The organism is Streptomyces sp. NPDC031365 (assembly GCF_055569765.1).
Genome location: NZ_JBVIIM010000012.1, coordinates 82859 through 106035 on the forward strand (window position 1 = coordinate 82859; position 23177 = coordinate 106035).

Genomic DNA, 23177 nt, shown 5'->3' on the forward strand with positions numbered 1-23177 from the left:
GCACACGAAGGGATCTGTATCACCCATGTACGCAGCATCGTCCTCCGTGTCCGCCCCGCCCCGGCCGCTGCGTCCGCGCCCTTCGGACAGCGGCCCCTACCTCTCCCCCGCACGGCCGGCGGCCCCCGTGCCCGGCGCGGGCAGCGCACGCCGGACCGCGGGACCGGGCACCCAGCCGCTCAGCGGGCGGCTCGACCTGTCCGGTCCGCAGGGCGCCCAACTGCGCACCGCGATCGCCTCGGTGCACCGCATCTGTCCGGAGTTCGCACCGGTCCAGGTGCTGCGCCGCACCGGCAGGTCCGTCCTCCTGGTCGGCACCACCGGCCGGAACACCGCGGTCGCCAAGTGCTTACTCGACCACTCTCCCGCGTGGAGCGAGCGGATCCGCCACGAAATAGCGGCATACCGCTCGTTCGTCCGGCACCGCCCACCCGTGCGGGCGCCCCGGCTGATCGCGGCGGATCCGGACAACTGCACGCTGGTGATCGAGCGGCTGCCCGGCCGCGTGGCGGCGCTCCAGCGGCACCCGGCCCAGGCACCACCGCGGGCGGACATCAGGGCGGCACTCGGCGCGATCTGCCGGCTGAACTCCTGGCGGCCGCCGGCCGGGACGTTCGACGCGCCGCTGGACTACGCGGCCCGCATCTCCCGGTACCACGAGCTGGGACTGCTCACCGACCGGGACCTCGGCGACCTGCAGAAGCTGCTGCACGGCATCGCGCTGACGACCGGGCGGCAGAGCATGGGCCAGTTCTGCCACGGCGACGCGCTGCTGTCGAACATGCTGATCTCACCGGCCGGTCCGGTGCTGGTGGACTGGGAGCACGCGGGCTGGTACCTGCCGGGCTACGACCTGGCGACGCTGTGGGCGGTCCTCGGGGACGCACCGGCGGCCCGGCGCCAGATCAGCCAGATCGCCCAGTCGGCGGGCCCCGCCTCGCGGGACGCCTTCCTGGTCAACCTGATGCTGGTGCTGACCAGGGAGATCCGTACCTACGAGACGGCCGTGCAGCGCTCGATGCACGAGACGGCCCCGGCGGCCCACCCGGGCACCGCACCCTCCGGCGAGGAACAGCGCCTGCTCCTCCGCCGCCTCCACGACGACTGCCAGCTGGCCCGCCGCGCGGTGCGCGCGGCGGTCGGCACCCGCTGAAACCGACCGACTGCCCGCAACCGCGGGCAGTCGTCGTCCCTCACGGGACCATTGGTGTACGCCACTGACGCATCGCAGGCCCGACGGACAGGGAACCGCACACCTCCCCGGCATGATTGACGGATTGTCAGCCGACCGGTAGCACTGACACGCACCGCTCGGCGCACCCCGGCGCACCGTGCCCGTCCGTCCCAGGAGGCTGCATTGCGACACCCCCCCACCGACCCCGGCCGCACGGCCGGGCCGTCACGCCGCGCCGTCCGCGGCGCCCTCTGCGCCCTCGCCGCTGCCGCCCTGACGCTGCCCCTGCTGGGCGCAGCGCCCACCCCGGCCCCGCCGGCCACCGCCCGCCTGCAACAGGCGTTCGCCGCCGCGTCCGCCGAGTACGACGTGCCGCAGAGCGTGCTGCTGGGCGTCTCCTATCTGCAGTCCCGCTGGGACGCGCACGGTGGGGCCCCGAGTGTGACCGGCGGCTACGGGCCGATGCACCTCACGGACGCACGCACCGCGCTCGCCGCAGCCGACCACCACGGCGAGGGCACGGAGGATCCCCGCGGCGACGACGCCCGACCACCGCTGCGCCCCGGGGCGGGGACGCCGCACACCGCCGAGTTGCCGGACCGGCTCACCACGCTGCCCAGGGCGGCCCGGCTGACCGGTCTGAGCCCCGGACAGCTGCGCGAGGACCCGGCCGCGAACGTGGCGGGCGGCGCCGCACTGCTGGCCGAGGCCCAACGCGAGCTGGGCGGGCCGAAGACCGAAGACCCCGCGGACTGGTACGCGGCCGTGGCGCTCTTCTCCGGCGCGGACGACACCACGTCGGCGGTGACGTACGCGAACGACGTGTACGAGGTGATCCGCGCCGGCCAGGCTCGGGTCACGGACGCGGGACAGCAGGTCACCCTGGACGCCCGCCCCGGCCTCCTGCCCGACACCTCGGCACTGGACCGCGCCGGGCTGCGCACCGCCTCCGCCGCCGGCACGGAATGCCCGAAGACCGTGTCGTGCGAGTGGATCCCGGCGCCGTACGAGGAGTTCGGGGACGGCGACTACGGCAACCACGACCTGGGAAACCGGCCGGCGTCGCAACCGATCCGGTACATCGTCGTCCATGACACGGAGGGCGCCTGGGAAGGCGTCCTCGACATGGTGCAGGACCCCACCTACGTGTCCTGGCAGTACAGCCTGCGCTCCACCGACGGTCATATCGCCCAGCATGTGAAGGCGAAGGACGTGGCCTGGCACGCGGGCAACTGGTACGTCAACGCGGGGTCGATCGGCCTGGAGCACGAGGGTTTCCTGGCGGAACCGGACGCCTGGTACACCGAGGCGATGTACCGGTCCTCGGCCAGGCTGGTGACGTACCTCGCCAGGAAGTACGGCATTCCGCTGGACCGGCAGCACATCCTCGGCCATGACACGGTGCCCGGGCCGACCTCGGCGAACATTCCCGGGATGCACACCGATCCCGGACCGTACTGGGACTGGCGGCACTACTTCGAGCTGCTCGGCCGCCCGCTGGAGGCAACGGCCGGCAAGCATTCCGGCGTCGTGACGATCCGGCCCGGCTACGCCGCCAACCGGCCGGTCTTCACCGGCTGCGAGACGGCGGGTGAGCCGTGCGCCACCCACGGGTCCAGCGCCGTGCGACTGTACTCCGACCATGACGAGAGTTCCCCGCTGATCAGGGACATCGGTCTCGGTTCGGCCCCGACCACCGGGGTGAACGACCTGTCGTCGCGGGTCTCCACGGGCCAGCAGTACGCGGTCGCCGACCGTTGGGGCGACTGGACCGCCATCTGGTACCTCGGTCAGAAGGCCTGGTTCAGGAACCCCGGGAAGCACCCCACCGCGGTCCCCACGAAGGGCAGGGTCGTGACCCCGAGGGAGGGACTCGACTCGGTGCCCGTGTACGGGAGGGCGTACCCGGAAAAGGAGGCCTACCCGGAGGGCGTACCGGCGCAGGCGGTGTCACCGCTGCCGTACACGGTGCTCAGCGGCCAGAAGTACGTGACCGGGGGCACCGTGCCCGGCGAGTACTACTACGCGGTGACCTTCGACGGGGCCTCGCACCGGGTGGTGCGGGGCAAGGATCTGTACTACGAGATCCAGTTCGGCCACCGGGTCGGCTTCGTACGCGCGGCGGACGTCACGGTGAAGTCGTCGTAGCGGCGCGCAGGACGTAGCGAGAGGGCCGGGTCCCCACAGCCCACAGGACCCGGCCCTCTCGTGTCAGCCCTGCTGGAACAGCTCCGCCGGCAGCGGCTTGAGGAGGGCGTACAGGTCGTCGGTGATGGGGCGGTCCCAGGCGGCGATGGTCACCAGGACGTTGTCGCTGCGGTCGAACTGCACGCAGGAGATCCGGCTCTCGGAGAGCTTGACGCGGCGCACGATCAGCAGGTTGTCCCCCTGCATCACGGGCACGTCCTCGGTAGCGACGACGGTCACCTCCTCGTCGTTCTCCAGCGCCAGCAGCAGCTGTCCGACCTCGAAGGGGACCTCGCCCTCGGGGACCTCCCGCGCCGGGGAGCCCTCGGGCAGATTGCCGATGATCATCGCCGGGCCGCGACCGCCGAACAGGTCGTACCGCAGGAAGACACCCTGGCAGCTTCCGTCGGGGGCTGGCAGCAGTCCGGCACCCAGGTTGCCGGGCCAGTCGCCCGGGTCCATGGCCAGGACGTCGAAGTCGGGCCCGGCGGGCGTGGCACTGCGGCGGCGGAGGAACGACATGCCGCCATGGTACGTGCCCGGACCGGCATGGGGACGCCCGGGCGAGCCCGTCGGTGTTACCCGGCCCGCCGCTGCCGCTCGTGGTGGCGCGCCACCCGGGCGCGGTTGCCGCAGGACGGTTTGCACCACTCCTGGCGCGGGTGATCCCTCAGGAAGTAGCGCACACAGCGCGGCGCGTGGCAGGCGCGCAGCCGCTCCCGGTCGGGGCTCGCGAGGAACCCGATGGCGGCCTGTGCGAGGGCGGCGGTCAGGTCGTCCTCGCCGGCCGGGGCGGGCCGGCGCCGTACGACGGGGTCGTCGCCCTCGTCCCAGGCCAGGGCGGGGACGGTGGGGGTGCGGGCGGCCGCCTCGTTCAGGCACCGCAGTGCCTCGGGCACGGGCAGGAGGCGGGCCGCGTCCGCGGAGCTCGGCCGCGCCGGGCGGACGGCATGGGCCAGGAGGGTGCGCAGGGCGGTGCGGAGGTCGCGGACGGCGGGGAGGTCGGCGGCGCCGGCACGGTAACGGTCGGCGCCGGGGAGCGTCTCCGGGTGCGTGTGCACCCACGCGGTGAGGCCTGCGGGATCGGTCAGGTCGTCGGTGACCCCGCCGTTGCCGTCATGGCGGATGGTGAGGGCGAGGTCCAGTGCGAGCCGGGTGTCCCGGCTGGTCGAGTCCCGCATGCCGGTCATGATAAAGGCGCCCGTTCCCATGAGCCGGCCCCGGCCGGCTGCGGGCCGTCGCGCCTCCTCCCGGTGCCTCGTGGGCCCGGAGGCATCCGGGGCGATGGGGATCCCCCCGATCGGGCGAAGCCGGGAGGGGGGAAGCCGAGAGCGGAGGGCCCGCCCGGCGCGCCGAGCCGCACCCCGCACCCGCACCCGCACCCGCACCCGCACCCGCACCCGCACCCGCCCAGACTCCGTGGTTCCGCCCAGACTCCGTGGTTGGCCACCCCGGCGGCACGACGGTCCGCAGCCGCGCCCGGCTACTCCTCCGGCGGAGTCGGCGGTACGACCGCCACCGGGCTCGCCGCGTGGAGCAGCACCGCCTGGGTGACCGACCCCATCATCCGGGCGGGAGCCAGGAGCCGGCGCCGATGCCGCCCCACGACGACCAACTCCGCGTCCTGGGACGCCTCGACAAGATGACCGGCGGCGTCGCCCGGCAGCACCTCGAGCTCGGCGGTGACCCCGGCGTGCCGTTCCCGGTGCGGGGCGAGGAACCCCTCGGCGAGCAACCGTGTCTCGTGTTCGACCGCGTCCTGGTCGATGTCCGGCGGCGGCATCTCACCCGGCAGCATCCAGGTCCGCAACGGCCACGGATAGGCGACGACGATCCGGAGCCGGGCACCGCGCAGGGCCGCCTCGGCGAAGGCGAAGGCCGGCGTGGCCTCGTCGGGGCTGTCCGCGTTCAGGCCGACCACCACGGGCCGGCCCGCCCCGGCGGGCCGGTCGCCGTCGGCACCGTTTCCCGGCCGGGGTACCACGACGACGGGGCACTCGGCATCGCGGGCCGCTGCCAGGGAATTGGAACCGAGCAGCAGGCTGGCGAAACCCCCGCGCCCCCGGGAGCCGAGCACCAGTAGCCCGGCTGTCGCCCCCATCTCGGGCAGCAGTGCCCCGGGCGCGCCCTCCAGCGCGACATATTCGACGGCCGGAAGTGCGATCTGCTTCGCCAGGTGGCCACGCACCTGGTCGAGAACGGGGTCCTCGCCGGGGTCGGGCGGCCCGGCGGCCAGCACCTCCGGTCGCGTCCAGGGGGCGTACTGGCGTACGTGCGCGATCCGCAGCGGGGCCTCGCGCCGACGGGCGGCGTCGAGGGCCCACTCAAGGGCTAGCAGGCTGTCTTCCGAACCGTCGACCGCCGCGACGACCGGCTGGGTGCTCATAAGTTCCTCGCCTCCGGAGTACGATCTTCGCCTTCCCGGGGCCAGCCTGACTCAGGCACGGCCCGGCGTCGGCACTTCGGCTCGCGTGTCCGGAAAAACGCGGGGAACACTCCCCCGCGGCCGGCCGCCGTCCGGAGGCGAACCGCTCAGGTCAGGTCGAACTCCCCCTCGCGTGCTCCCGAAACGAACGCGCCCCACTCGGCGGGGGTGAAGATCAGGGAAGGGCTTTCCGGGCGGCCACTGTTGCGCATGGCGATGAATCCCTCCACGAAGGCGATCTGGACATCGCCCCTGCCTCGGCTGCTGGACTGCCACTGCGCGTTGCTGAGGTCAAGGTCCGGCTTGTCCCAGCCCGTGAGCGGGCGCTGCTGGGTGGTGCTGTCGGCCACGTCCGTGCTCCTCCCGATTCGTCGTCCGCGGTCAGCCTAGCGACCGGGTCGTGGCCCCGACAGGCCGCGAAGGAAGTACCGGCGGGCCCGGGTCGTCACGATGGCCGTGCGTGACACCGCGCGCGACGCGGCCTCCGTACGCCGGACGTCCTGCCGGACCTCGACGGCGCAGCGGAGCCGGTGGCGGCCGCCCCCGACGACGCCGTGTCCTGCGTCGTGGCCTTCGGCCTGTACGAGGAGCGCACTCGCCGTGGCTCCCGTCAGGGGCTCCGCCGGTGTCCGGGTCGGCGCCGTCGCCGCCGGCCCGACGCGCGCCGAGGGCACCGCACTCTGCGAAGACGCGTCCGGATCCGCCGGGCGGAGCGTCACCGTCAAGCGTCCGGCGGAGCCTCGGGAGGTCGACGGGACCGTCGCTCGGGCGTACCGGGACGCCGACTGTGTCGTCGAGGGCCACCCTCGGTGGCACGGGTGGCGCACCCGCCCTCGGCCGGAGGGTGTCGCCGGGGGCGTGCCGGCTCCGTCGTCCGGTCCGCACCCGTCCCGCCGGACTCCCCGGCGGCAGCGGCGGCGTCGGCCCGACGCCGGGGGAACGGCTCACGTCGGGAGTCCTCGGCGGCGGTGTGCGGGACGGGATTTGCTGGACCCCGGCCGCTCGCCCCGGGAAAGTGGGACGGAGCGATCTGAACCTGTGACGACGTGCGGCCGTACTGATGGGGGCGGGCCCGTCGACCGGGTCCCGTTTGCCATGCCACCGCAGTACCGCACGGAAGGACCCTCCGGGTGTCGCTCTTCATTCGCTCCCGTCAGCTGTCGGACACCACCGAGGGCGGAGCGGACCGGGGCGGCGACCCGGCCGTGCCGGAGGAGGCCGCCGGAAGCACACCGGCCGGGTGGTTCGGGTGGCGGCACCGCAGGCCACGGACGGCACGCGCCGTGACCATCGGCTCCACCGTCCTGGCCGGGGCACTGGTGGCGGCCGCGCTTCTGCTGCCGAACCGGGTGGAACGCGTGGACCTGGTCGCGTTCCTCAGGCTGCCCGCCGAGGCGATCGTGCTCGCGGCCCTGCTGCTCGTGCTGCCGCCGGGGTTCCGGCGTGTCACGGCGGTCGTCGCGGGGGTGCTCCTCGGTCTGATCACCGTCCTGAAGTTCGTGGACATGGGCTTCTACCAGGTGCTGGCCCGACCCTTCGACCTGGTGCTCGACTGGATTCTGCTCGATGACGCGACGGACTTCGTCCGGGAGTCGTTCGGGCGTGGTGGGCAGGTGCTCGCCGTGATCGGCGTGATCGTACTGTTCCTGGCCGTGGTGGTGCTCATGGCGCTGGCGATGGTCCGGCTGACCGGTCTGCTGGTCCGCCACCGTCCCGTCGCCGCCCGCACGACGCTGGTCCTGGGCGTCGCCTGGGTCACCTGCGTCACGCTGGGCGTGCAGAACTCCGGAGTGCCGGTCGCCGCCAAGAGCAACGTGGACTTGCTGGGCAACCGGGTGGAGCAGGTGCGCGCGGGACTGCGCGACGCGCAGGTCTTCGAGAAGGCGGCCGCCGTCGACGCCTTCGCGGACACGCCGCCCGACCAGTTGCTCACCGGGCTGCGCGGCAAGGACGTGCTGTTCACCTTCATCGAGAGCTACGGCCGGGTGGCGATCGACGACCCGGCGATGGCTGGGCCGGTCGACGCCGCGCTGAAGGACGGTACGAGAAGGCTGGAGGAGGCCGGTTTCACCTCCCGCAGTGGCTGGTTGACGTCCCCGGTGACGGGTGCCGGCAGCTGGCTCGCCCACTCGACCTTCCTGTCCGGACTGTGGATCAAGAACCAGCAGCGGTACCGCAGCCTGACCACCAGTGACCGTATGACCCTCACCAACTACTTCCGCAAAGCAGGTGACTGGCGCACCGTCGGCATCGTGCCCGGGGTGCGGCGGGCGTGGCCGGAGGGCAAGTTCTTCGGCCTCGACCACATCTACGACTCGGAGCACCTCGGCTATCACGGCCCGTACTTCAGCTGGACGCCCGTGCCCGACCAGTTCACCCTGGAGGCCTTCGAACGCCTGGAGCACGGCAGGGAGGACCGCGAGCCGATCATGGCGGAGATCATTCTCGCCTCCAGCCACAATCCGTGGTCTCCGATCGCCCGCATGACCGACTGGGACGATCTCGGCGACGGCTCGGTGTTCCACGAGATCAAGAAGGAGGGCACCGACCCCAAGGAGGTCTGGAAGGACCCGGAGCGGGTCCGCACCGAGTACCGGCGGGCCATCGAGTACTCGCTGCGCAGCCTGACCGAGTGGGTCGAGCGGTACGGCGACGAGGACACGGTCCTGGTCTTCCTCGGCGACCATCAGCCGGTGCCCACCGTCACCGCCGGGAGCACCGGCAAGGACGTGCCGGTCACCATCGTCGCCAAGGATCCGGCGGTGCTGGACCGGGTGGCCGACTGGGGCTGGACCGACGGTCTCAAGCCCGCGCCGGACGCTCCGCGCTGGGGGATGGACAAGTTCCGGGACCGCTTCATGACGGCATACGGACCGCGGGGCGGGGAGGCCGCCACGCCGGCCCCGTGAGAAAGTGCGCCACGCGCCGCGATCCGGTGCGCTGCCGGGTGTTCGCCCCGCCGCCCCTCCCGTTCCCGGGGCGCTGTCCCCGGACCCCCGCTCCTCGAACGCCGAAGGGCATGGAGTCAGCCCCTCCGACGTCGCTGGAACGTGGCTCTGCGCGGGCAGCGGGACGAGGACCCGGCCGGGCTACTCGGCGGCCACGATCCGCTCGACCGCGGCCGTCACCAGCCGGTCGCGCTCGGCCGGCGTGAAGACGTCCGGCAGGGTGAGCTGTTCGACGATCAGCCAGTTCAGGGCGAGATAGAGCAGCTTGACGGCCGTGGTGTCACCGGGGAGGCCGGACGCCTCGTGATAGCGGATGTTGGCCTCCATGTCGGCACGGACCCGCTCGGTGAGCACCTCGCGCAGTCCGGGCCGGCGGGTGGCCTCCAGCCGGAGCTCGAGCAGGGCGAGGTAGCCGGTGCGGAACGCGGCGATGCGGCCGACCAGTTCACGCATCAGCGTGACGTAGACCTCCCGGTCGCGTCCGGCGGCCTGTTGCCTGGCGATGGTCTCGTCGTCGGGCTGGAGCCGCTCGTAGACCCGGGCGCCGGCCTGGGTGAGCAGGTCGTCGCGCGAGGTGAAGTAGTTCGACGCGGTGCCCAGCGGCACGGCGGCCCCGATGTCCACCGCCCGGAAGGTCAGGCCGCGGGCACCATCCCTGGCCAGCACCTCGATCGCCGCATCCACCAGCGCGGCCCGCCGCTGCTCGTTCCGTCTCACCACTGAGACCACTCCCCCCGCCGGGTATCCCCTCGCACCACTTCAGCCAGAGTACTACGTCCGGAGTCATACACGTTCGGGCAGACACCTCCGGCAACCGCGCACGCCCCATTGACACATCCCGCCCCCTGACAGGAAAGTTTCACGCGCACGGCGTTCCCCGAAAAATTCTTTCAGCCCCGCGAGGGGCCACGACCCGGGAGGAAATTCATGGCGGACGCAGGGGCGAGAGGCATCACCCGACGTCAACTGGGCGGAGGTGCACTGGCCTTGGGGGGAGCACTGGCGTTCGCGTCCCTTCCGGCCGACCCGGCCTCGGCGGCCGTGCCCTCGCACGACGGGCGGACCACTCTGCGGCACGGATCGGCGCGCCGCGCCGGACTGCTGTCCGCTCCGCTACGGCAACTCGTCACCGATGCCGAGGCGTTCCTCGCCCCGTCCCCCGAACACCCCTGGTACGCGGGTGCCGTGCTCCTCGCCGGACGCGGCGGTACGGTCGCGCTGCACCGGCCCATCGGTATGGCGGTGCGCTACCAGGCGTACGACGAGAAGACCGACACCGGCGTCGAGTTCCCGGCGGACCGGCAGATCCCCATGACCGAGGACACCGTCTTCGACCTGGCGTCGGTGTCGAAGCTGTTCACCTCGATCCTCGCCGTGCAACAGGTCGAGCGGGGCAGGCTGGGACTGGAGGCGACCGTCGCCTCGTATCTGCCGGGCTTCGGCCGCGCGGGCAAGCAGGACATGACGATCCGCCACCTGCTCACCCACACCTCGGGCTTCCGCGCCTGGATCCCGCTGTACAACGCGCCCACGTACGAGGAGAAGGTCCAGCTCCTCTACGACGAGACGCCGGCCGGCGCGCCCGGGACCGTGTATCGGTACTCGGACCTGAACCTGATCTCGCTCCAGCTGGTCCTGGAGCAGGTCACCGGCCGCTCACTGGATGTCCTGCTGCGAGAGGAGATCACCGGCCCTCTGGGCATGCGCCGCACCCGCTACAACCCGCCGGCGTCCTGGAAAGCGCGGATCGCGGCCACGGAGGACGCCCGGAGGCCGTGGTCCGGTCTCGACCGGGGGCTGGTGTGGGGCGAGGTGCACGACGAGAACGCCTACAGCCTGGGCGGGGTCGCGGGGCACGCCGGGGTCTTCTCCGACGCCTGGGACCTGGCGGTCCTCGGGCGGACGCTGCTCAACGGCGGTGCCTACGGACGGGACCGGATCCTGCGGCCGGAGTCGGTGGAGTTGATGTTCACGGACTTCAACACGGCCTTCCCCGGGGACGAGCACGGTCTGGGCTTCGAGCTCTACCAGCACTGGTACATGGGTGCGATGGCCACGCCGCGCACGGCGGGCCACACCGGCTTCACCGGAACGTCCCTGGTGCTCGACCCGACAACCGACTCGTTCCTCGTGGTCCTGGGCAACTCCGTACACCCCGTGCGCAGTTGGCGTTCCGGTTCCGCGCCACGCGTCGCCGCCGCGAACCAGCTGGCCCGCGCGGTGCCGGTACGGCCGGCCCGGGGCCGCACGGCGTGGTTCTCCGGGACGGCGAGCTCGGCGTCGGCGACCCTGACGCTGCCCGCACTGGACACCTCGTCCGGCGAGGCCCGGCTGCGCTGCGCGCTGTGGTGGGACACGGAGCCCCGCGCCGACGTCCTGGTCCTGGAGGCGTCCACGGACGACGGGGCGGCCTGGCAGCCGGTGCCGTTCACCACGCGGCGCCGGGGCGCGCAGCCGGAGCGGCACCCGTCGGGCACGGCCACCGGCTGGTCCGGCCGGGTCTGGCACGAACTGACCGCCGCCCTGCCCGCCGCCGGGGGCCTCACCCTGCGCTGGCGGTACACGACGGACCGGCTGTACGTCGGACGCGGCGCCTACGTCGGCACCGTGCGCGTCGAGGCGCCCGGCGGACGGCTCTTCGACGAGGCGCGCCCGGCGGACGCGGCCTGTCTCCGGGCGGAGGGCTGGACCCGGTCGGCCGACTGAGGGCGCGCGTCACGCTCCCCGGTCCCGCCGGCTGAGGGCGTGGCACGCCTCCCCCGCCTCCAGGACCGCCATGGCCGCGTTGTGGCCCGGCACTCCGCTCACCCCGCCGCCACGCACCGCGCCCGCGCCGCACAGCAGGACATTGGCGTTCCGTGTCTCCACACCCCAGCGGCCGGTGCCGTCCTGGGTGTGGGGCCAGGAGAGGTCGCGGTGGAAGATGTTGCCGCCGGGCAGCCCGAGGTCGCGTTCCAGGTCCAGCGGGGACCTGGCCTCCAGGCACGGGCGTCCGTCGGCGTCGGTGGCCAGGCAGTCGGCGAGGGGTTCGGCCAGATGGGCGTCCAGCTGGGCGAGTGTCGCCGTCAGCAACTCCTCGCGTACGGCGGCGTTGTCCCGCTCGAACAGCCGGGCGGGAGTGTGCAGTCCGAACAGGGTGAGCGTCTGGTAGCCCTGTGCGGCGAGGTCGGGGCCGAGGATCGTCGGATCGGTGAGGGAGTGGCAGTAGATCTCCGAGGGAGGGGCGGCCGGCAGCCGGCCGGCGGCGGCCTGGGCATGTGCGGCGGCCAGTTGGTCGTACCCCTCGGCGATGTGGAAGGTGCCGGCGAACGCCTCGTGCGGGTCGACGGAGCTGTCCCGCAGCCTGGGCAGCCGCTTGAGCAGCATGTTGACCTTGAGCTGGGCACCCTCGGCGGGCGGCGGGGGCGTGTCACCGGTGAGGGCCGCCAGTTCCCGCGGGGAGGCGTTGACCAGGACGTGCCGTGCGGTGACGACGCCCTCGCCGTCGGCGGTGCGGTGGATGACCTCGGCCGTGCGGCCGTCGGTGTCGACACGCACCGCCTCGTGGCCGGTGGCGATGACCGCGCCGGCGGCGCGGGCGGCGTCGGCCAGCGCGTCGGTGAGGGCCCCCATGCCGCCGACCGGCACGTCCCAGGCGCCGGTGCCGCCACCGATGACGTGGTAGAGGAAGCAGCGGTTCTGCCGGAGCGAGGGGTCGTGGGCCTCGGCGAAGGTGCCGATGAGGGCGTCGGTGAGCACGACACCGCGCACCAGGTCGTCGGCGAAGCGGTCTTCGACGGCGACGCCGATGGGTTCCTCGAAGAGGACCCGCCACGCCTCCTCGTCGTCGACCGTGCGGCGCAGTTCGTCGCGGGTGGGCAGCGGTTCGGTGAGGGTGGGGAAGACACGGCGTGCGACGCGGCCGGTCATGTCGTAGAAGCGCTGCCAGGCCCGGTACTCCTCCTCGGAGCCGGTGAGGCGGGCGAATGCCTCACCGGTGCGCTGCTCGCCGCCGCCGACGAGCAGCCCGGTGGGTCGTCCGTCGCGTTCGGTGGGGGTGTACGAGGAGATGGTGCGGGTGCTCAGCCGGAAGTCGAGCCCCAGGTCCTGGACGATCTTCGGGGGGAGCAGACTGACCAGGTACGAGTACCGGGACAGCCGGGCGTCGACGCCGGCGAACGGGCGGGTGGAGACCGCCGCCCCGCCGGTGTGGTCCAGCCGCTCCAGCACCAGTACGGAGCGCCCGGCCCGGGCGAGATAGGCGGCGGCGACGAGGCCGTTGTGGCCCCCGCCGACGATGACGGCGTCGTAGGTCCGGGATCCCTCGGGTGCGGTCATGGTTCTTCGTAGCACGCGAGAATCCGCACCGGCCAGACGCGATACGGGTCACGCCCCGCCGGCCGCCGGCAGCTGCCGCAGTGCCGCCACTCGGCGGTACAGCTCCGCCGCCTCCCGGCCGCGGCCCAGCCGCTCCAGGCAGTGCGCCTCGTCGTTGCGGGCGGCGAGGGTGTCGGCGTGATCCGCGCCGAGGACGCGCTCACGGGCGTCGGCGACCCGCCGGTACTCGGCCAGCGCGTCCACCCAGCGGCCCAGCCAGCCGAGGCCGACGGCGACCTCACGCCGGCTGACCAGGGTGTCGGGGTGGTCGGCGCCGAGGACCCGCTCGCGCAGGGCGCACACGTCACGGGACTCGGCGAGGGCGTCCACCCAGCGGCCGAGCCGCCCGAGGTTGACACCCATGCCGTGCCGGGCCCGCAGGGTCTCGGGGTGGGTGGGCCCCTGCACACGGGTGTGGTCCTCGACAAGGGCGCGGTAGAGGTCGAGGGCCTCCCCGGTGCGGCCGAGCCGGCCCAGACTGATCCCGGTCTCGTAGCGGGCGGCCAGGGTGTCGGCGTGGTCCGGGCCGAGGGCCCTGGCCCGCGCCTCGGCCACCTCGCGGTAGGTCTCCAGGGCCTCCGTCCAGCGGCCCAGCTGACCGAGCGCGTAGGCGACCTCGTACCGGGTGACGAGGGTGTCGGGATGCTCGGGTCCGAGGACCCGGGCACGGGCGGCGGCCACCTCGCCCGCCATGCCGTACGAGTCCTCCAGACGGCCCAGTCTGCCGAGGTTGAAGGCGAGGTTGTGGCGGCAGCGCAGGGTGTCGGGGTGGTCGGATCCCATCGTCCGCTCCCGGGCGGCGAGCACCGACAGGTAGGCCTGGTGCGCGTCGAAGGGGCGGCCCAGCCGGCCGAGGACGTACGCCATCTCCTGGCGGGCGGCCAGGGTGTCGGGATGGTCGGCGCCGAGCGCGCGGATACGGGCCCCCGCCACGTGCTTGTACTCGCGCAGCGCGTCGGCGGCACGGCCGGTGCGGCTGAGGGTGAACGCGACCTCGTAGCGGCTGGCGAGGGTGTCGGGATGCTCCGGGCCGAGGAGGTGCTCGCGCTCGGCGGCGACCGCGCGGTGCACCTCCCCCGCCTCCGTCCAGCGGCCGAGACGTGCCAGGCTCAGGGCCGCGTTGTGCCGCGCGGCCAGGGCTGTCAGCATCTCCGGATCCGGGGCGGGCCGCTCCTGCGGTACGGGCCCTGGACGGGGGCCGGTGGCAGGGCGGGCGATCCACTCACCGGACAGGCCGGCCGCCGGGTCGGGGGGTGTGGTGCGCGGTCCGGCGCCGGCCGCCTTGCGGCCGGTGGTCATGCCGCGGGTCCAGGACGGCAGCCGGACCGCCCGCCCCACCGGCTCCGGCTCCGGCTCTCCGGCGTGCGGGTCACCGGCCGCGCGTCCGGCCGTACCGGGCGGGCCGGTGAGCCGCGGACGGACGGCCGCCACCACGGCCGGGGCGGCCTTCAGCGCTTCGACACGGCCGGCCAGTTCGCGGGCGCTGTCCGGCCGGCCGCCGGGCTCCTTGGCCAGCAGGTCCAGAATGATCCGCTCCAGTCGCTCGGGCAGCTCGGCGCGGTGGCCGCGCGGCGGCCGGGGCGGGGTGTCGCGGTGGCCGACGAGGATCGCCCAGGCGTCGTCGAGGTCGAACGGCGGTACGCCGGTGGCGATCTCGTACAGGACGCAGCCGAAGGAGTACAGGTCGCTGCGCCGGTCGACCTCCGAGCCGCTGATCTGCTCCGGCGACATGTAGTGCGGAGTGCCCATGGCGACGCCGGTGCCGGTCAGCCGGGAGGTGAAGCCGATGTCGTGGCCCAGCCGGGCGATGCCGAAGTCGCAGATCTTCACGGTGCCGTCGTCCAGCCGCACGATGTTGGCGGGCTTCAGGTCGCGGTGCACGACGCCCTGGTCGTGGGTGTAGGCGAGGGCCGCGGCGACCTGCCCGGCGATCTCCACCACCTCGTCGACCGGCAGCGGATGCTGTTTGTTGTCCTCCAGGAGCTGGCTGAGGTTGCGTCCCTGGAGCAGCTCCATCACCAGATACAGCACGCCTTCGGACTCCCCGAAGTCGTGCACCACGGTGATCCCGCGATGCTGCAGGGCCGCGGCCACCCGGGCCTCGCGCCGGAACCGCTCGCGCAGCACACGGCTGAACGACTGGTCGTGCTGCGGGCCGACGGGCTTGAGGCACTTCACCGCGACCTGCCGGCCCAGTGACTCGTCCCGTGCCCGCCACACCTCTCCCATGCCGCCGCGCCCGATCCGGTCGAGCAACCGGTACCGGCCATGGAGCAGCCTGCTGTCCCCCATCTCCTTCGCCCGCCCCCGTCGCTGTCCGCCCGCCCTCCCCTGGCTCGTCCAGTATGGCGACAACTCGCCCGAGTTTGTACGGGGCCCGACGGGCGCGGCCGTTCCACCGGCGGGGCCGGTCAGTTCAGGGTGGCGAGGAACTCCGTGCAGGCACGGGCACAGGCACGGCACGCCTCGGCCGTCTCCTCCGCCCCGGTAGGGCCGTCGAACGCCTGAGCGCTCTCCAGGCACACCTGCCGGCACCACTCCACCTGGGTCCGGATGGTCGCCTCGTCCACCTGGTTCTGCTCGGACAGCACCCGGCAGGTCGCGTCGCAGACCTCCGCGCACATGATGCCCTTGCGTCGTACGAGTTCCTGGTTCCCGGTGCCGTCCGGGTCCACCAGACTGGCCCGCGTCGCGCAGGCCCGTGCGCACTCGGTGCAGGCCTGGGCACAGGCGAAGCGGTCTTCCAGGAACCGGAACAGCTCCTTCTGCGATGTCGTGGTCACACCGCAGCGGGTTGCCGCCGTCCCGGGGGTCAAACGTCGGCGCGGTGCGCGGGCCCCGTCGCGACCGGGTGCGCGGGTTCGCACCCGGGTCGGGGGGTACCCGCGAGCCATGATGAACACCTCATGGATGGAGACGGCAGACCTCGCGGCGGGCCGCGGCGCGCTCGGCATCGGGCTGGGGGCGGCGGCCCTGGTGGTAGTCGCCCTGCTGATCGGCATGTTCGTCCTCGGCAGCCGCCGGACCAGGAACAGCACGACACGCAGGCCCCGGCCCGAGGAACAGCCGCGGATGCCTGAGGGCGGACCGGTCCATGAGGTGCGGGAGCGGCGTGAACCGAACGAGGTGCCCAGAAGCGATGAGCGGCTGACGCCGCACGAGCTGAACGGCCACGGCGACGCCGACAGCCACGCCGGCCCGTCGCAGGAACGGCCCCGCTGGGACGAGGGCAGCAGTGGATCGTTCGGCGGCGGCGGACCCGGCAGTCACTGACCGCTCCGCCCCGGCGGACATCCCCGGGGCGGACCTCGCAACGTCGTCCACAGGGAAGTGAGACCCATGGCAGATCCCGCCCGCAGCACCCTGCCGCTGCCCGATTACGACCATCTGCCCCTCGGCGGTCTGGAGAGCCGGATTCGCTCGCTGAGCGCGGGTGAGATCGAGCAACTGCTCGCCTACGAGCGGTCGCACGCCGACCGGGTGCCGGCGACCGAGTTGCTGACGGCCCGGCTGGACCAGCTCAGGGCGGGCGCCGAGCCGACGTCCGGCGATCCCGGCGCGGTGCGCCCCGAGCAGGGCGCGAGCAGGAGCGGGTCCCCGGTCACGCCCGCCACCTCGCCGCAGCCGTTCAGCCCGCCGCCGCACGGCACCCCGGACCAGCGTGGCAAGCCGAAGGGTGACCGTACGTAGACAAGGGCCGGCCACCGCTCGCAGCACGGGGCGGACCGTGCGCCCATCGATCGCCGTGGTGCGGTCATGGGCACACGGCCCGCCCTTTCGCGTGGGGAGTGAGGTGGATCACAGCACTTTGGTGCATCGTTTCGCCGGGCCCCGGGTCTTTCAACGGATGTAAGGGGTTGTCCGCAGGCGGGACGGGTGGGAATGGAGCGGTTTCGGGCCGACGGCTTCGACGAGTTCGTGGCTGCCCGCTGGTCGGCGCTGCTTCATGTCGCGCGTCTGCTCACCGGCGGCGACCGGCAGCGCGCCGAGGACCTCGTCCAGGAGGCCCTGGTGAAGCTGTGGTTCGCCTGGCCGAAGGTCGCCGAACAGGCGCCGGAGGCATATGTGCGCCAGGTACTGGTGCGCATGGCGGCCCGTTCGGCCCGTCGGCGCTGGTGGGGCGAGCGTCCGGTGGGAGAACTGCCCGACCGGGCAGGGCCGGGTGATGTGTCCGCGGCCGTCGCCGAACGCTCGCGGCTGGAGGCCGCGCTGGCCCTGCTGCCGCCACGGCAGCGGGCCGCGGTGGTACTGCGCTACTGCGAGGACCTGCCGGAGGGCCAGGTGGCGCAGGCGCTCGGCTGCCCGGTGGGCACCGCCCGCTCCCACGCGTCGCGCGGAGTGGCACGGCTGCGGCAGATCCTTTCCGACTCCGTCAGACCCGTGGGGTGAAGGGGAGCAGCGATGGACGACTTCGAGCGCGAGCTGACGCGCATGATGCGCGACGGCCACGGGCACATCCCCTTCGAGCCCGTGCAGCAGGCGCGCCTGTACGAGGGAATCCGGGTCCGGCGCCGGTCGCGGGTGCTGTGGCGGGCCGGCGGCTCGGCCCTCGCCGTGGCGGGGCTGAGCATCGGGCTGGCCCTGCTGCCCGGCACCGGGTCGCGTTCCCTGCCCGCCGACCGACCGCCCCTGCCGGCGACCAGTCCTACGCCGTCCCCGGCGTCCCGGACGCCGACGGCCCCCGCCCCCAGCGCGTCCTTCCCGCCCACGAGCACGTACGGGAGCACGGAACCCGGTTCGGGAGGGACACCGACCTATCCCCCGTCCAGCACGCCCGGCGCGAGCATGCCGGTGACGACCGCGCCGGCGCCTCCGGTCTCCACGGGGCCGCCGTCCACACCGTCGTACACGGAGGAGGCGGGGAGTCACACCACGACGGCCGACAGCGGCTGACGGCCCCACTCCGGCCCCCTTCCGGGCGTGTTCCGCCCCGGACCTCCCGTCCGACCACCACCCGGGCGTCTGTGGCATGCCCACACGGGCCCAGGGCTCCGTCATGCCGTGACGCCGGAAAGAGACCGTGAATCCGTCATGCGAACCGCGAGGCGGCCGGCCCCGACCGGCTGCCGCACAGCCACCGCGCCCCCGGCAGAGACCGCGCCCTCGGCAGAGGCCGCCGCGCTGCCACGCCGGGCGCCGCTGCCCGCGCACCACCAGGAACCCGTCCTGGACGTGGTGGTGCCCGTGCACAACGAGGAGAACGACCTCGAGCCCTGTGTCCGCCGGCTGCACGCCCACCTGGCGGAGACGTTCCCCTATCCCTTCCGGATCACCGTCGCCGACAACGCCAGCACGGACCGCACCCCGCGCATCGCCGAGCGGCTGGCCGGGGAGCTGCCCGGCACCGAATGGCTGCGGCTGGCCGAGAAGGGACGCGGCCGCGCCCTGCACACCGTGTGGTCGCGGTCGCCCGCCCCGGTGCTCGCCTATCTGGACGTGGACCTGTCCACCGACCTCGCGGCCCTGCTGCCGCTGGTGGCCCCGCTGATCTCCGGGCATTCGGACATCGCGATCGGCACCCGTCTGGCCCGCGGCTCCCGGGTGGTGCGCGGACCGAAGCGGGAGATCATCTCCCGCTGCTACAACGGGCTGCTGCGCGGCACCCTCGCGGTGGGCTTCACCGACGCCCAGTGCGGTTTCAAGGCGGTACGGCGGGACGTCGCCGAGCGGCTGCTTCCGCTGGTCGAGGACCGGGAATGGTTCTTCGACACCGAACTGCTGGTGATCGCCGAGCGTGCCGGGCTGCGCATCCACGAGGTGCCGGTGGACTGGGTGGACGATCCCGACAGCCGGGTCGACATCCTCTCCACGTCGCTGGCGGATCTGCGCGGCATGGCCCGGCTGGGACGTGCACTGACCCGTGGCCGGCTGCCGCTGGCCTTGCTGCGCCGCCCCGAGGGTCTCGACGGGGCCGCCGGGCTGCCGCCGGCCCTGGTCCCCCAACTGCTCCGCTTCGCCGCCGTCGGGGCGGCCAGCACCCTGTTCTACCTGCTGCTCTACAGCGTGCTCCGGCCCGCGGCGGGCGCCCAGGCGGCCAATGCCCTGGCCCTGCTGGCCAGTGCCGTCGCCAACACCGCCGCGAACCGCCGGCTCACCTTCGGGGTGCGGGGCCGCGGCGGGGCGCTGCGTCATCAGCTCAAAGGGCTGACGGCCTTCCTCGCCGGTCTCGCCCTCACCAGCGGTTCGCTGGCCGTCCTGCACCGCGCCGCGCCCGGGGCGGAACACCGCGTGGAGCTGCTGGCGCTGGTGGCCGCCAACCTCGCCGCCACCCTGCTGCGCTTCCTCCTCCTGCGGGCCTGGGTGTTCCCCGACCACCGCTTCCGCCGTACGACAGGATCCTCCGCCTCATGACCACCGTCGGGACACGCCAGGCCGGCCCGGCCCCGTCCGTTTCCCTGCCCCTCGCCTCCCCGCCTGCCGCTCCCGCCCCGCGCGAGCGAGTGCGCCGGGCCGCCGCGTACTGCGGACCCGTGTTCGCGACGTACGGGGCGCTGAAGCTCGCGGGCTTCGCCGTCTTCCTGTTCCTGCTGGACTCGGCCGGCGACTTCCGTGAGAAGCATCCGCGGTTCGGGGGCGGCGCGCACGCCTGGGACGTGCTGGGCAGCTGGGACGGCTGGTGGTACCAGCAGATCGCCGTGCACGGTTACGACCCCGCCCTGGAGCCCGTCCCCGGCGCCACCGGCATGATCACCCTCCAGGGCAACTCCGCGGCGTTCTTCCCCCTGTACCCGGCGCTGATGCGGATCGTCTCGGAAGGCACCGGGCTCGGCCCGTACGGCGCCGGCATGACCGTGTCGGTCGTCTTCTCGTTCGTCGCGGCGCTCGGCATCCACGCCGTCACCGCCCGGCTGGGCGGGAACCGGGCCGGTCTGGTCGCCGTCGGACTGTGGGCGGTGTGGCCCGGTTCCGGTGCGGAGTGGGCGGTGTACTCCGAGTCCGTGTACACGGCGCTGGCCGCCTGGGCCTGCTACGCCGTGATGACCCGCCGCTGGCTCACCGCCGGGGTGCTGACGTTCACTGCCGGGTTCGCCCGGCCCACCGCGGTCACCCTCGTCGCCGCGCTCGCCGTCGCCGGACTGTTCGCGGTGTGGCGCCGGCAGGAGGGCATACGCCGCCCGCTGACCGCCGTGGCGATCGCCCCGCTCGGCGTGTTCGGCTACCTGGGCTGGGTGGGCCACCGGATGGGCGACTGGGGCGGCTACAACAAGCTGCAGGACGGCGCCTGGGGACACAAGTTCGACTACGGCAAACACAGTTTCGACGTGCTCACCTCCGTGCCCGTGGGCCACTTCGACTACCTGTTCGCGATGCCCATGGAGGACACGATCGGCGTCGGGGTGGTCCTGCTGGTCCCGGTGCTGACCGTGCTGCTGATACGGCTGCGCCCGCCCGCCGTCCTCGTCGTCTACACGGTGCTGTCCTATCTGATGGTGATGGCCACCCAGCAGTACTTCGGCAATGTCTCCCGCTATCTGCTCCCCCTGTTCCCGCTGTTCGTCCCGCTCGCCCTGGGCATGAGCCGTCTGAAGTGGCCCTCGCTGGCCACGGTGCTGGGTACGGCGGCCCTGGCCTCCGGGTCGTACGCGGGATACGTCCTGTTCGAGCTGGGCGTGCCCTAGCCGGCCGCGGAGCCTGTCCCCCGGGCCACTGTTTCGGCCGTACCCGCGGCGGGCACTCGTGGGCGGCCGAGGCAGGAGGTCCCCATGACGGACGACATCGCACGCGCGGCCGGGCACACCGATCCGCCGCCGCGCATGGGCTTCTTCACGGACACCTCGGTGTGCATCGGCTGCAAGGCGTGCGAGGTGGCGTGCAAGGAGTGGAATGCGATCCCCGAGGACGGCCTCGAGCTGACCGGCATGTCGTACGACAACACGCAGGGCCTCGGTGCGAGCACCTGGCGGCATGTGGCCTTCATCGAGCAGCGCGTGCCGGCGGCCGGTGCGGCATCCGGGGGCGGAGACGGCCATGCCGATGTCGACGTCTTCGACGCCGCCCGGGGTCTCGTCGACTCCCCCGGCGGCGACGAGGTGCGCTGGCTGATGTCGTCCGACGTGTGCAAGCACTGCACCAGCGCCGCCTGCCTCGACGTGTGCCCCACCGGGTCGCTGTTCCGCACCGAGTTCGGCACGGTCGTCGTGCAGGAGGACATCTGCAACGGCTGCGGCTACTGCGTGTCCGCCTGTCCGTACGGTGTCATCGAGCGGCGGCCCGAGGACGGGCGCGCCTGGAAGTGCACCATGTGCTACGACCGGCTCGGCGTCGGGATGGAACCGGCCTGCGCCAAGGCCTGCCCCACCGACTCCATCCAGTTCGGCCCGCTGGAGGAGCTGCGTGAGCGCGCGGCGGGGCGGGTGGCGCAGCTGCACGCGGCCGGGGACCGCGACGCCCGCCTGTACGGGGAGGACCCGCAGGACGGGGTCGGCGGCGACGGAGCGTTCTTCCTGCTGCGGGACGAGCCGGAGGTGTACGGGCTGCCGCCCGATCCGGTCGTCACCACCCGCGATCTGCCCGGCATGTGGCGGCACGCGGCGGCGGCGGCCGCCACACTCGCCGCGCTGGCCGCGGCCGGCTTCGCCGGGAGGCCACGATGAGCGGGCTGTCCCCGGCGGGGGCCGGGGGCGCCCGGCGCCGTGGTCGTCGCCGGGGCCGCGGCGAGCAGGCCATGGTCCCGGACGCCGAGTTCGCGTCCTACTACGGCAGGCCGGTCCTGAAACGGCCGGAGTGGAAGCCGCTGGACGTCGCGGGCTATCTCTGGCTCGGCGGCCTCGCCGGGGCGTCGTCACTGCTGGCCGCGGGGGCGGACGTCACCGCCCGGCCCGCCCTTGCCCGCACGGCGAAGCTGGGCGCGGCGGGGGCGATATCCCTGTCGCTGGCGGCACTCGTCCACGACCTGGGCCGCCCCGCCCGCTTCCTCAACATGCTCCGCGTCTTCAAGCCGACCTCCCCCATGAGCATGGGCTCGTGGCTTCTCGCGGGCTACGCACCGCTCACGATGGCCGCGGCCGCCGCCGACCTCACGGGCAGGTACCGGATCATGGGTGCCGCCGCCACGGCCTCCGCCGCCGCGCTCGCTCCGGCGGTGGCGACGTACACCGCCGTGCTGATCTCCGACACCGCGGTGCCGTCGTGGCACGAGGGGTACCGCGAGATGCCGTTCGTCTTCGCCGGCTCCGCCGCCGCCTCGGCGGCCGGTCTGGCCCTGGCCGCGGCACCACCGGGACAGAGCGGTCCGGCCCGACGTACGGCCGTCCTGGGCGCGATGCTCGAACTGGGCGCCTTCCGGCTGATGAAGCGGAACATGGGCCTGGCGGCCGAACCGTACGAGAAGGACGGGGCGCGGACATGGCTGCGCGCGGCGGAGGGGCTCACGGCCGGCGGCGCCGCACTGGCGCTCCGTGCCGGAGGTCGGGGCCGCGCGCTCACCGCCGTCGCCGGTACGGCCCTGATGGCCGGATCCGTGGCCCTGCGGCTCGGCGTGTTCCACGCCGGCGTCGCGTCGGCCGAGGACCCCCGGTACACGGTCGTACCGCAGCGGGAACGGCTGGCGGCCCGGTCGCGGGCCGGGCAGTCCTAGACTCCGTCCCGGTCGTCCACGGGCCCGGAACGCCGGGCCCGCTCCGCGAGGGCGAACTCCGTCCCGGCCAGCAACAGGTAGACGACCGACACGGCGAAGGCCGTCACCGGCCATGCGGCCACACCCCCGACGAAGGACGCCGTGGCCCACGCCAGGAGCGCCGAGGCGCCGACGGAGACGACACTGAGTGACACGCCCATGGCCGTGACCGTGCTCGGTTCCTCCTCCAGGGACGTGCGGAACCCCTTGGTCGCCAGGAGTTCCAGCACGCTGAAGGCCAAGGACGCGCCCAGCGCGAAATAGACGTAGTGCACCGCACCGGGCACCTTCGCCTCGACGTTCAGCAGCCCCAGCGCGATGGTGATCGACACGGAGAAGCCGTAAGCCTGACCGTTGTTGCGCAGCGACGCCCGGATTCCGTGGGCCACATGCCTCAGAGCCATTCCGCATCATCCTGACTTGGGGTCGTTCATCCCGTTCGTGCCGTCGACCATGGTGCAGTTCCGCGCG

Annotated in this window: 21 protein-coding genes; 12 read left to right on the plus strand and 9 right to left on the minus strand. The window is 73.3% G+C overall.

The window, feature by feature from the left end:
* Positions 1 to 25: 25 nt before the first annotated feature.
* Together ACZ5C2_RS19485 and ACZ5C2_RS19490 are read left to right on the plus strand one after the other, a co-directional pair.
* Entirely contained in the window at positions 26 to 1153 is a 1128-nt protein-coding gene (locus tag ACZ5C2_RS19485) for an aminoglycoside phosphotransferase family protein (RefSeq protein WP_468792488.1), read from the plus strand.
* Positions 1154 to 1357: 204 nt separating this feature from the next.
* The gene (locus tag ACZ5C2_RS19490) at positions 1358 to 3322 is read left to right on the plus strand and encodes an N-acetylmuramoyl-L-alanine amidase (RefSeq protein ID WP_468792491.1); all 1965 of its coding nucleotides are present in this window, start codon (positions 1358 to 1360) and stop codon (positions 3320 to 3322) included.
* A 63-nt stretch (positions 3323 to 3385) separates the two neighbouring features.
* Here ACZ5C2_RS19490 and ACZ5C2_RS19495 read toward each other — a convergent pair whose 3' ends face one another.
* From ACZ5C2_RS19495 to ACZ5C2_RS19510, 4 genes are all read right to left on the minus strand, one after another.
* Positions 3386 to 3883: a hypothetical protein gene (locus ACZ5C2_RS19495; protein ID WP_468792494.1), complete on the minus strand. Its 498-nt coding sequence runs from the start codon at positions 3881 to 3883 to the stop codon at positions 3386 to 3388.
* A gap of 56 nt (positions 3884 to 3939) precedes the next feature.
* The gene (locus ACZ5C2_RS19500; protein ID WP_468792496.1) at positions 3940 to 4542 is read right to left on the minus strand and encodes a CGNR zinc finger domain-containing protein; all 603 of its coding nucleotides are present in this window, start codon (positions 4540 to 4542) and stop codon (positions 3940 to 3942) included.
* 302 nt (positions 4543 to 4844) lie between these two features.
* On the minus strand, positions 4845 to 5747 hold the full coding sequence (locus tag ACZ5C2_RS19505; protein ID WP_468792499.1) for a universal stress protein: 903 nt from the start codon (positions 5745 to 5747) through the stop codon (positions 4845 to 4847).
* A 146-nt stretch (positions 5748 to 5893) separates the two neighbouring features.
* Positions 5894 to 6136, minus strand: a complete 243-nt coding sequence (locus ACZ5C2_RS19510) for a DUF397 domain-containing protein (protein ID WP_468792501.1) — start codon at positions 6134 to 6136, stop codon at positions 5894 to 5896.
* A 780-nt stretch (positions 6137 to 6916) separates the two neighbouring features.
* Here ACZ5C2_RS19510 and ACZ5C2_RS19515 point away from each other — a divergent pair.
* Positions 6917 to 8695 carry an alkaline phosphatase family protein gene (locus tag ACZ5C2_RS19515; protein WP_468792504.1) on the plus strand — a complete coding sequence of 593 codons (1779 nt, stop codon included), beginning with the start codon at positions 6917 to 6919 and terminating at the stop codon, positions 8693 to 8695.
* 180 nt (positions 8696 to 8875) lie between these two features.
* Here ACZ5C2_RS19515 and ACZ5C2_RS19520 read toward each other — a convergent pair whose 3' ends face one another.
* Positions 8876 to 9454: a TetR/AcrR family transcriptional regulator gene (locus ACZ5C2_RS19520; RefSeq protein ID WP_468792506.1), complete on the minus strand. Its 579-nt coding sequence runs from the start codon at positions 9452 to 9454 to the stop codon at positions 8876 to 8878.
* 207 nt (positions 9455 to 9661) lie between these two features.
* Here ACZ5C2_RS19520 and ACZ5C2_RS19525 point away from each other — a divergent pair, with 207 nt between their 5' ends.
* Positions 9662 to 11440 carry a serine hydrolase domain-containing protein gene (locus ACZ5C2_RS19525; RefSeq protein ID WP_468792509.1) on the plus strand — a complete coding sequence of 593 codons (1779 nt, stop codon included), beginning with the start codon at positions 9662 to 9664 and terminating at the stop codon, positions 11438 to 11440.
* A gap of 9 nt (positions 11441 to 11449) precedes the next feature.
* Here the strand turns inward: ACZ5C2_RS19525 and ACZ5C2_RS19530 are convergent, their stop codons facing one another.
* The 3 genes from ACZ5C2_RS19530 to ACZ5C2_RS19540 form a co-directional block, all read right to left on the minus strand.
* A complete protein-coding gene (locus tag ACZ5C2_RS19530; protein WP_468792512.1) occupies positions 11450 to 13051 on the minus strand; it encodes a phytoene desaturase family protein in 1602 nt (533 codons plus the stop codon).
* A gap of 48 nt (positions 13052 to 13099) precedes the next feature.
* Entirely contained in the window at positions 13100 to 15382 is a 2283-nt protein-coding gene (locus ACZ5C2_RS19535) for a serine/threonine-protein kinase (protein ID WP_468792515.1), read from the minus strand.
* A 119-nt stretch (positions 15383 to 15501) separates the two neighbouring features.
* Positions 15502 to 15873 carry a four-helix bundle copper-binding protein gene (locus ACZ5C2_RS19540; RefSeq protein ID WP_468792519.1) on the minus strand — a complete coding sequence of 124 codons (372 nt, stop codon included), beginning with the start codon at positions 15871 to 15873 and terminating at the stop codon, positions 15502 to 15504.
* Between the two features lie 112 nt (positions 15874 to 15985).
* On the opposite strand from ACZ5C2_RS19540, the gene ACZ5C2_RS19545 reads away from it, so the two are divergent.
* From ACZ5C2_RS19545 to nrfD, 8 genes are all read left to right on the plus strand, one after another.
* Positions 15986 to 16363, plus strand: a complete 378-nt coding sequence (locus ACZ5C2_RS19545; RefSeq protein ID WP_468792762.1) for a DUF6479 family protein — start codon at positions 15986 to 15988, stop codon at positions 16361 to 16363.
* 66 nt (positions 16364 to 16429) lie between these two features.
* Positions 16430 to 16780, plus strand: a complete 351-nt coding sequence (locus ACZ5C2_RS19550; protein ID WP_468792522.1) for a DUF8129 domain-containing protein — start codon at positions 16430 to 16432, stop codon at positions 16778 to 16780.
* 192 nt (positions 16781 to 16972) lie between these two features.
* Complete coding sequence (locus ACZ5C2_RS19555; RefSeq protein ID WP_468792524.1) at positions 16973 to 17479, plus strand: SigE family RNA polymerase sigma factor; 507 nt, start codon at positions 16973 to 16975, stop codon at positions 17477 to 17479.
* A gap of 12 nt (positions 17480 to 17491) precedes the next feature.
* Positions 17492 to 17983, plus strand: a complete 492-nt coding sequence (locus ACZ5C2_RS19560; RefSeq protein WP_468792527.1) for a cellulase — start codon at positions 17492 to 17494, stop codon at positions 17981 to 17983.
* Positions 17984 to 18121: 138 nt separating this feature from the next.
* Positions 18122 to 19441 carry a bifunctional glycosyltransferase family 2/GtrA family protein gene (locus ACZ5C2_RS19565; protein ID WP_468792529.1) on the plus strand — a complete coding sequence of 440 codons (1320 nt, stop codon included), beginning with the start codon at positions 18122 to 18124 and terminating at the stop codon, positions 19439 to 19441.
* Complete coding sequence (locus ACZ5C2_RS19570; protein ID WP_468792532.1) at positions 19438 to 20709, plus strand: hypothetical protein; 1272 nt, start codon at positions 19438 to 19440, stop codon at positions 20707 to 20709. Before ACZ5C2_RS19565 ends, ACZ5C2_RS19570 begins: the two co-directional genes overlap by 4 nt.
* An 84-nt stretch (positions 20710 to 20793) precedes the next feature.
* Positions 20794 to 21684 carry a 4Fe-4S dicluster domain-containing protein gene (locus ACZ5C2_RS19575; protein WP_468792534.1) on the plus strand — a complete coding sequence of 297 codons (891 nt, stop codon included), beginning with the start codon at positions 20794 to 20796 and terminating at the stop codon, positions 21682 to 21684.
* Between the two features lie 71 nt (positions 21685 to 21755).
* The gene (gene nrfD / locus ACZ5C2_RS19580) at positions 21756 to 22667 is read left to right on the plus strand and encodes an NrfD/PsrC family molybdoenzyme membrane anchor subunit (protein WP_468792765.1); all 912 of its coding nucleotides are present in this window, start codon (positions 21756 to 21758) and stop codon (positions 22665 to 22667) included.
* On the opposite strand, the gene ACZ5C2_RS19585 is transcribed toward nrfD, so the two are convergent.
* The gene (locus tag ACZ5C2_RS19585; RefSeq protein WP_468792537.1) at positions 22664 to 23110 is read right to left on the minus strand and encodes a hypothetical protein; all 447 of its coding nucleotides are present in this window, start codon (positions 23108 to 23110) and stop codon (positions 22664 to 22666) included. The genes nrfD and ACZ5C2_RS19585 overlap by 4 nt on opposite strands.
* Positions 23111 to 23177 lie beyond the last annotated feature (67 nt).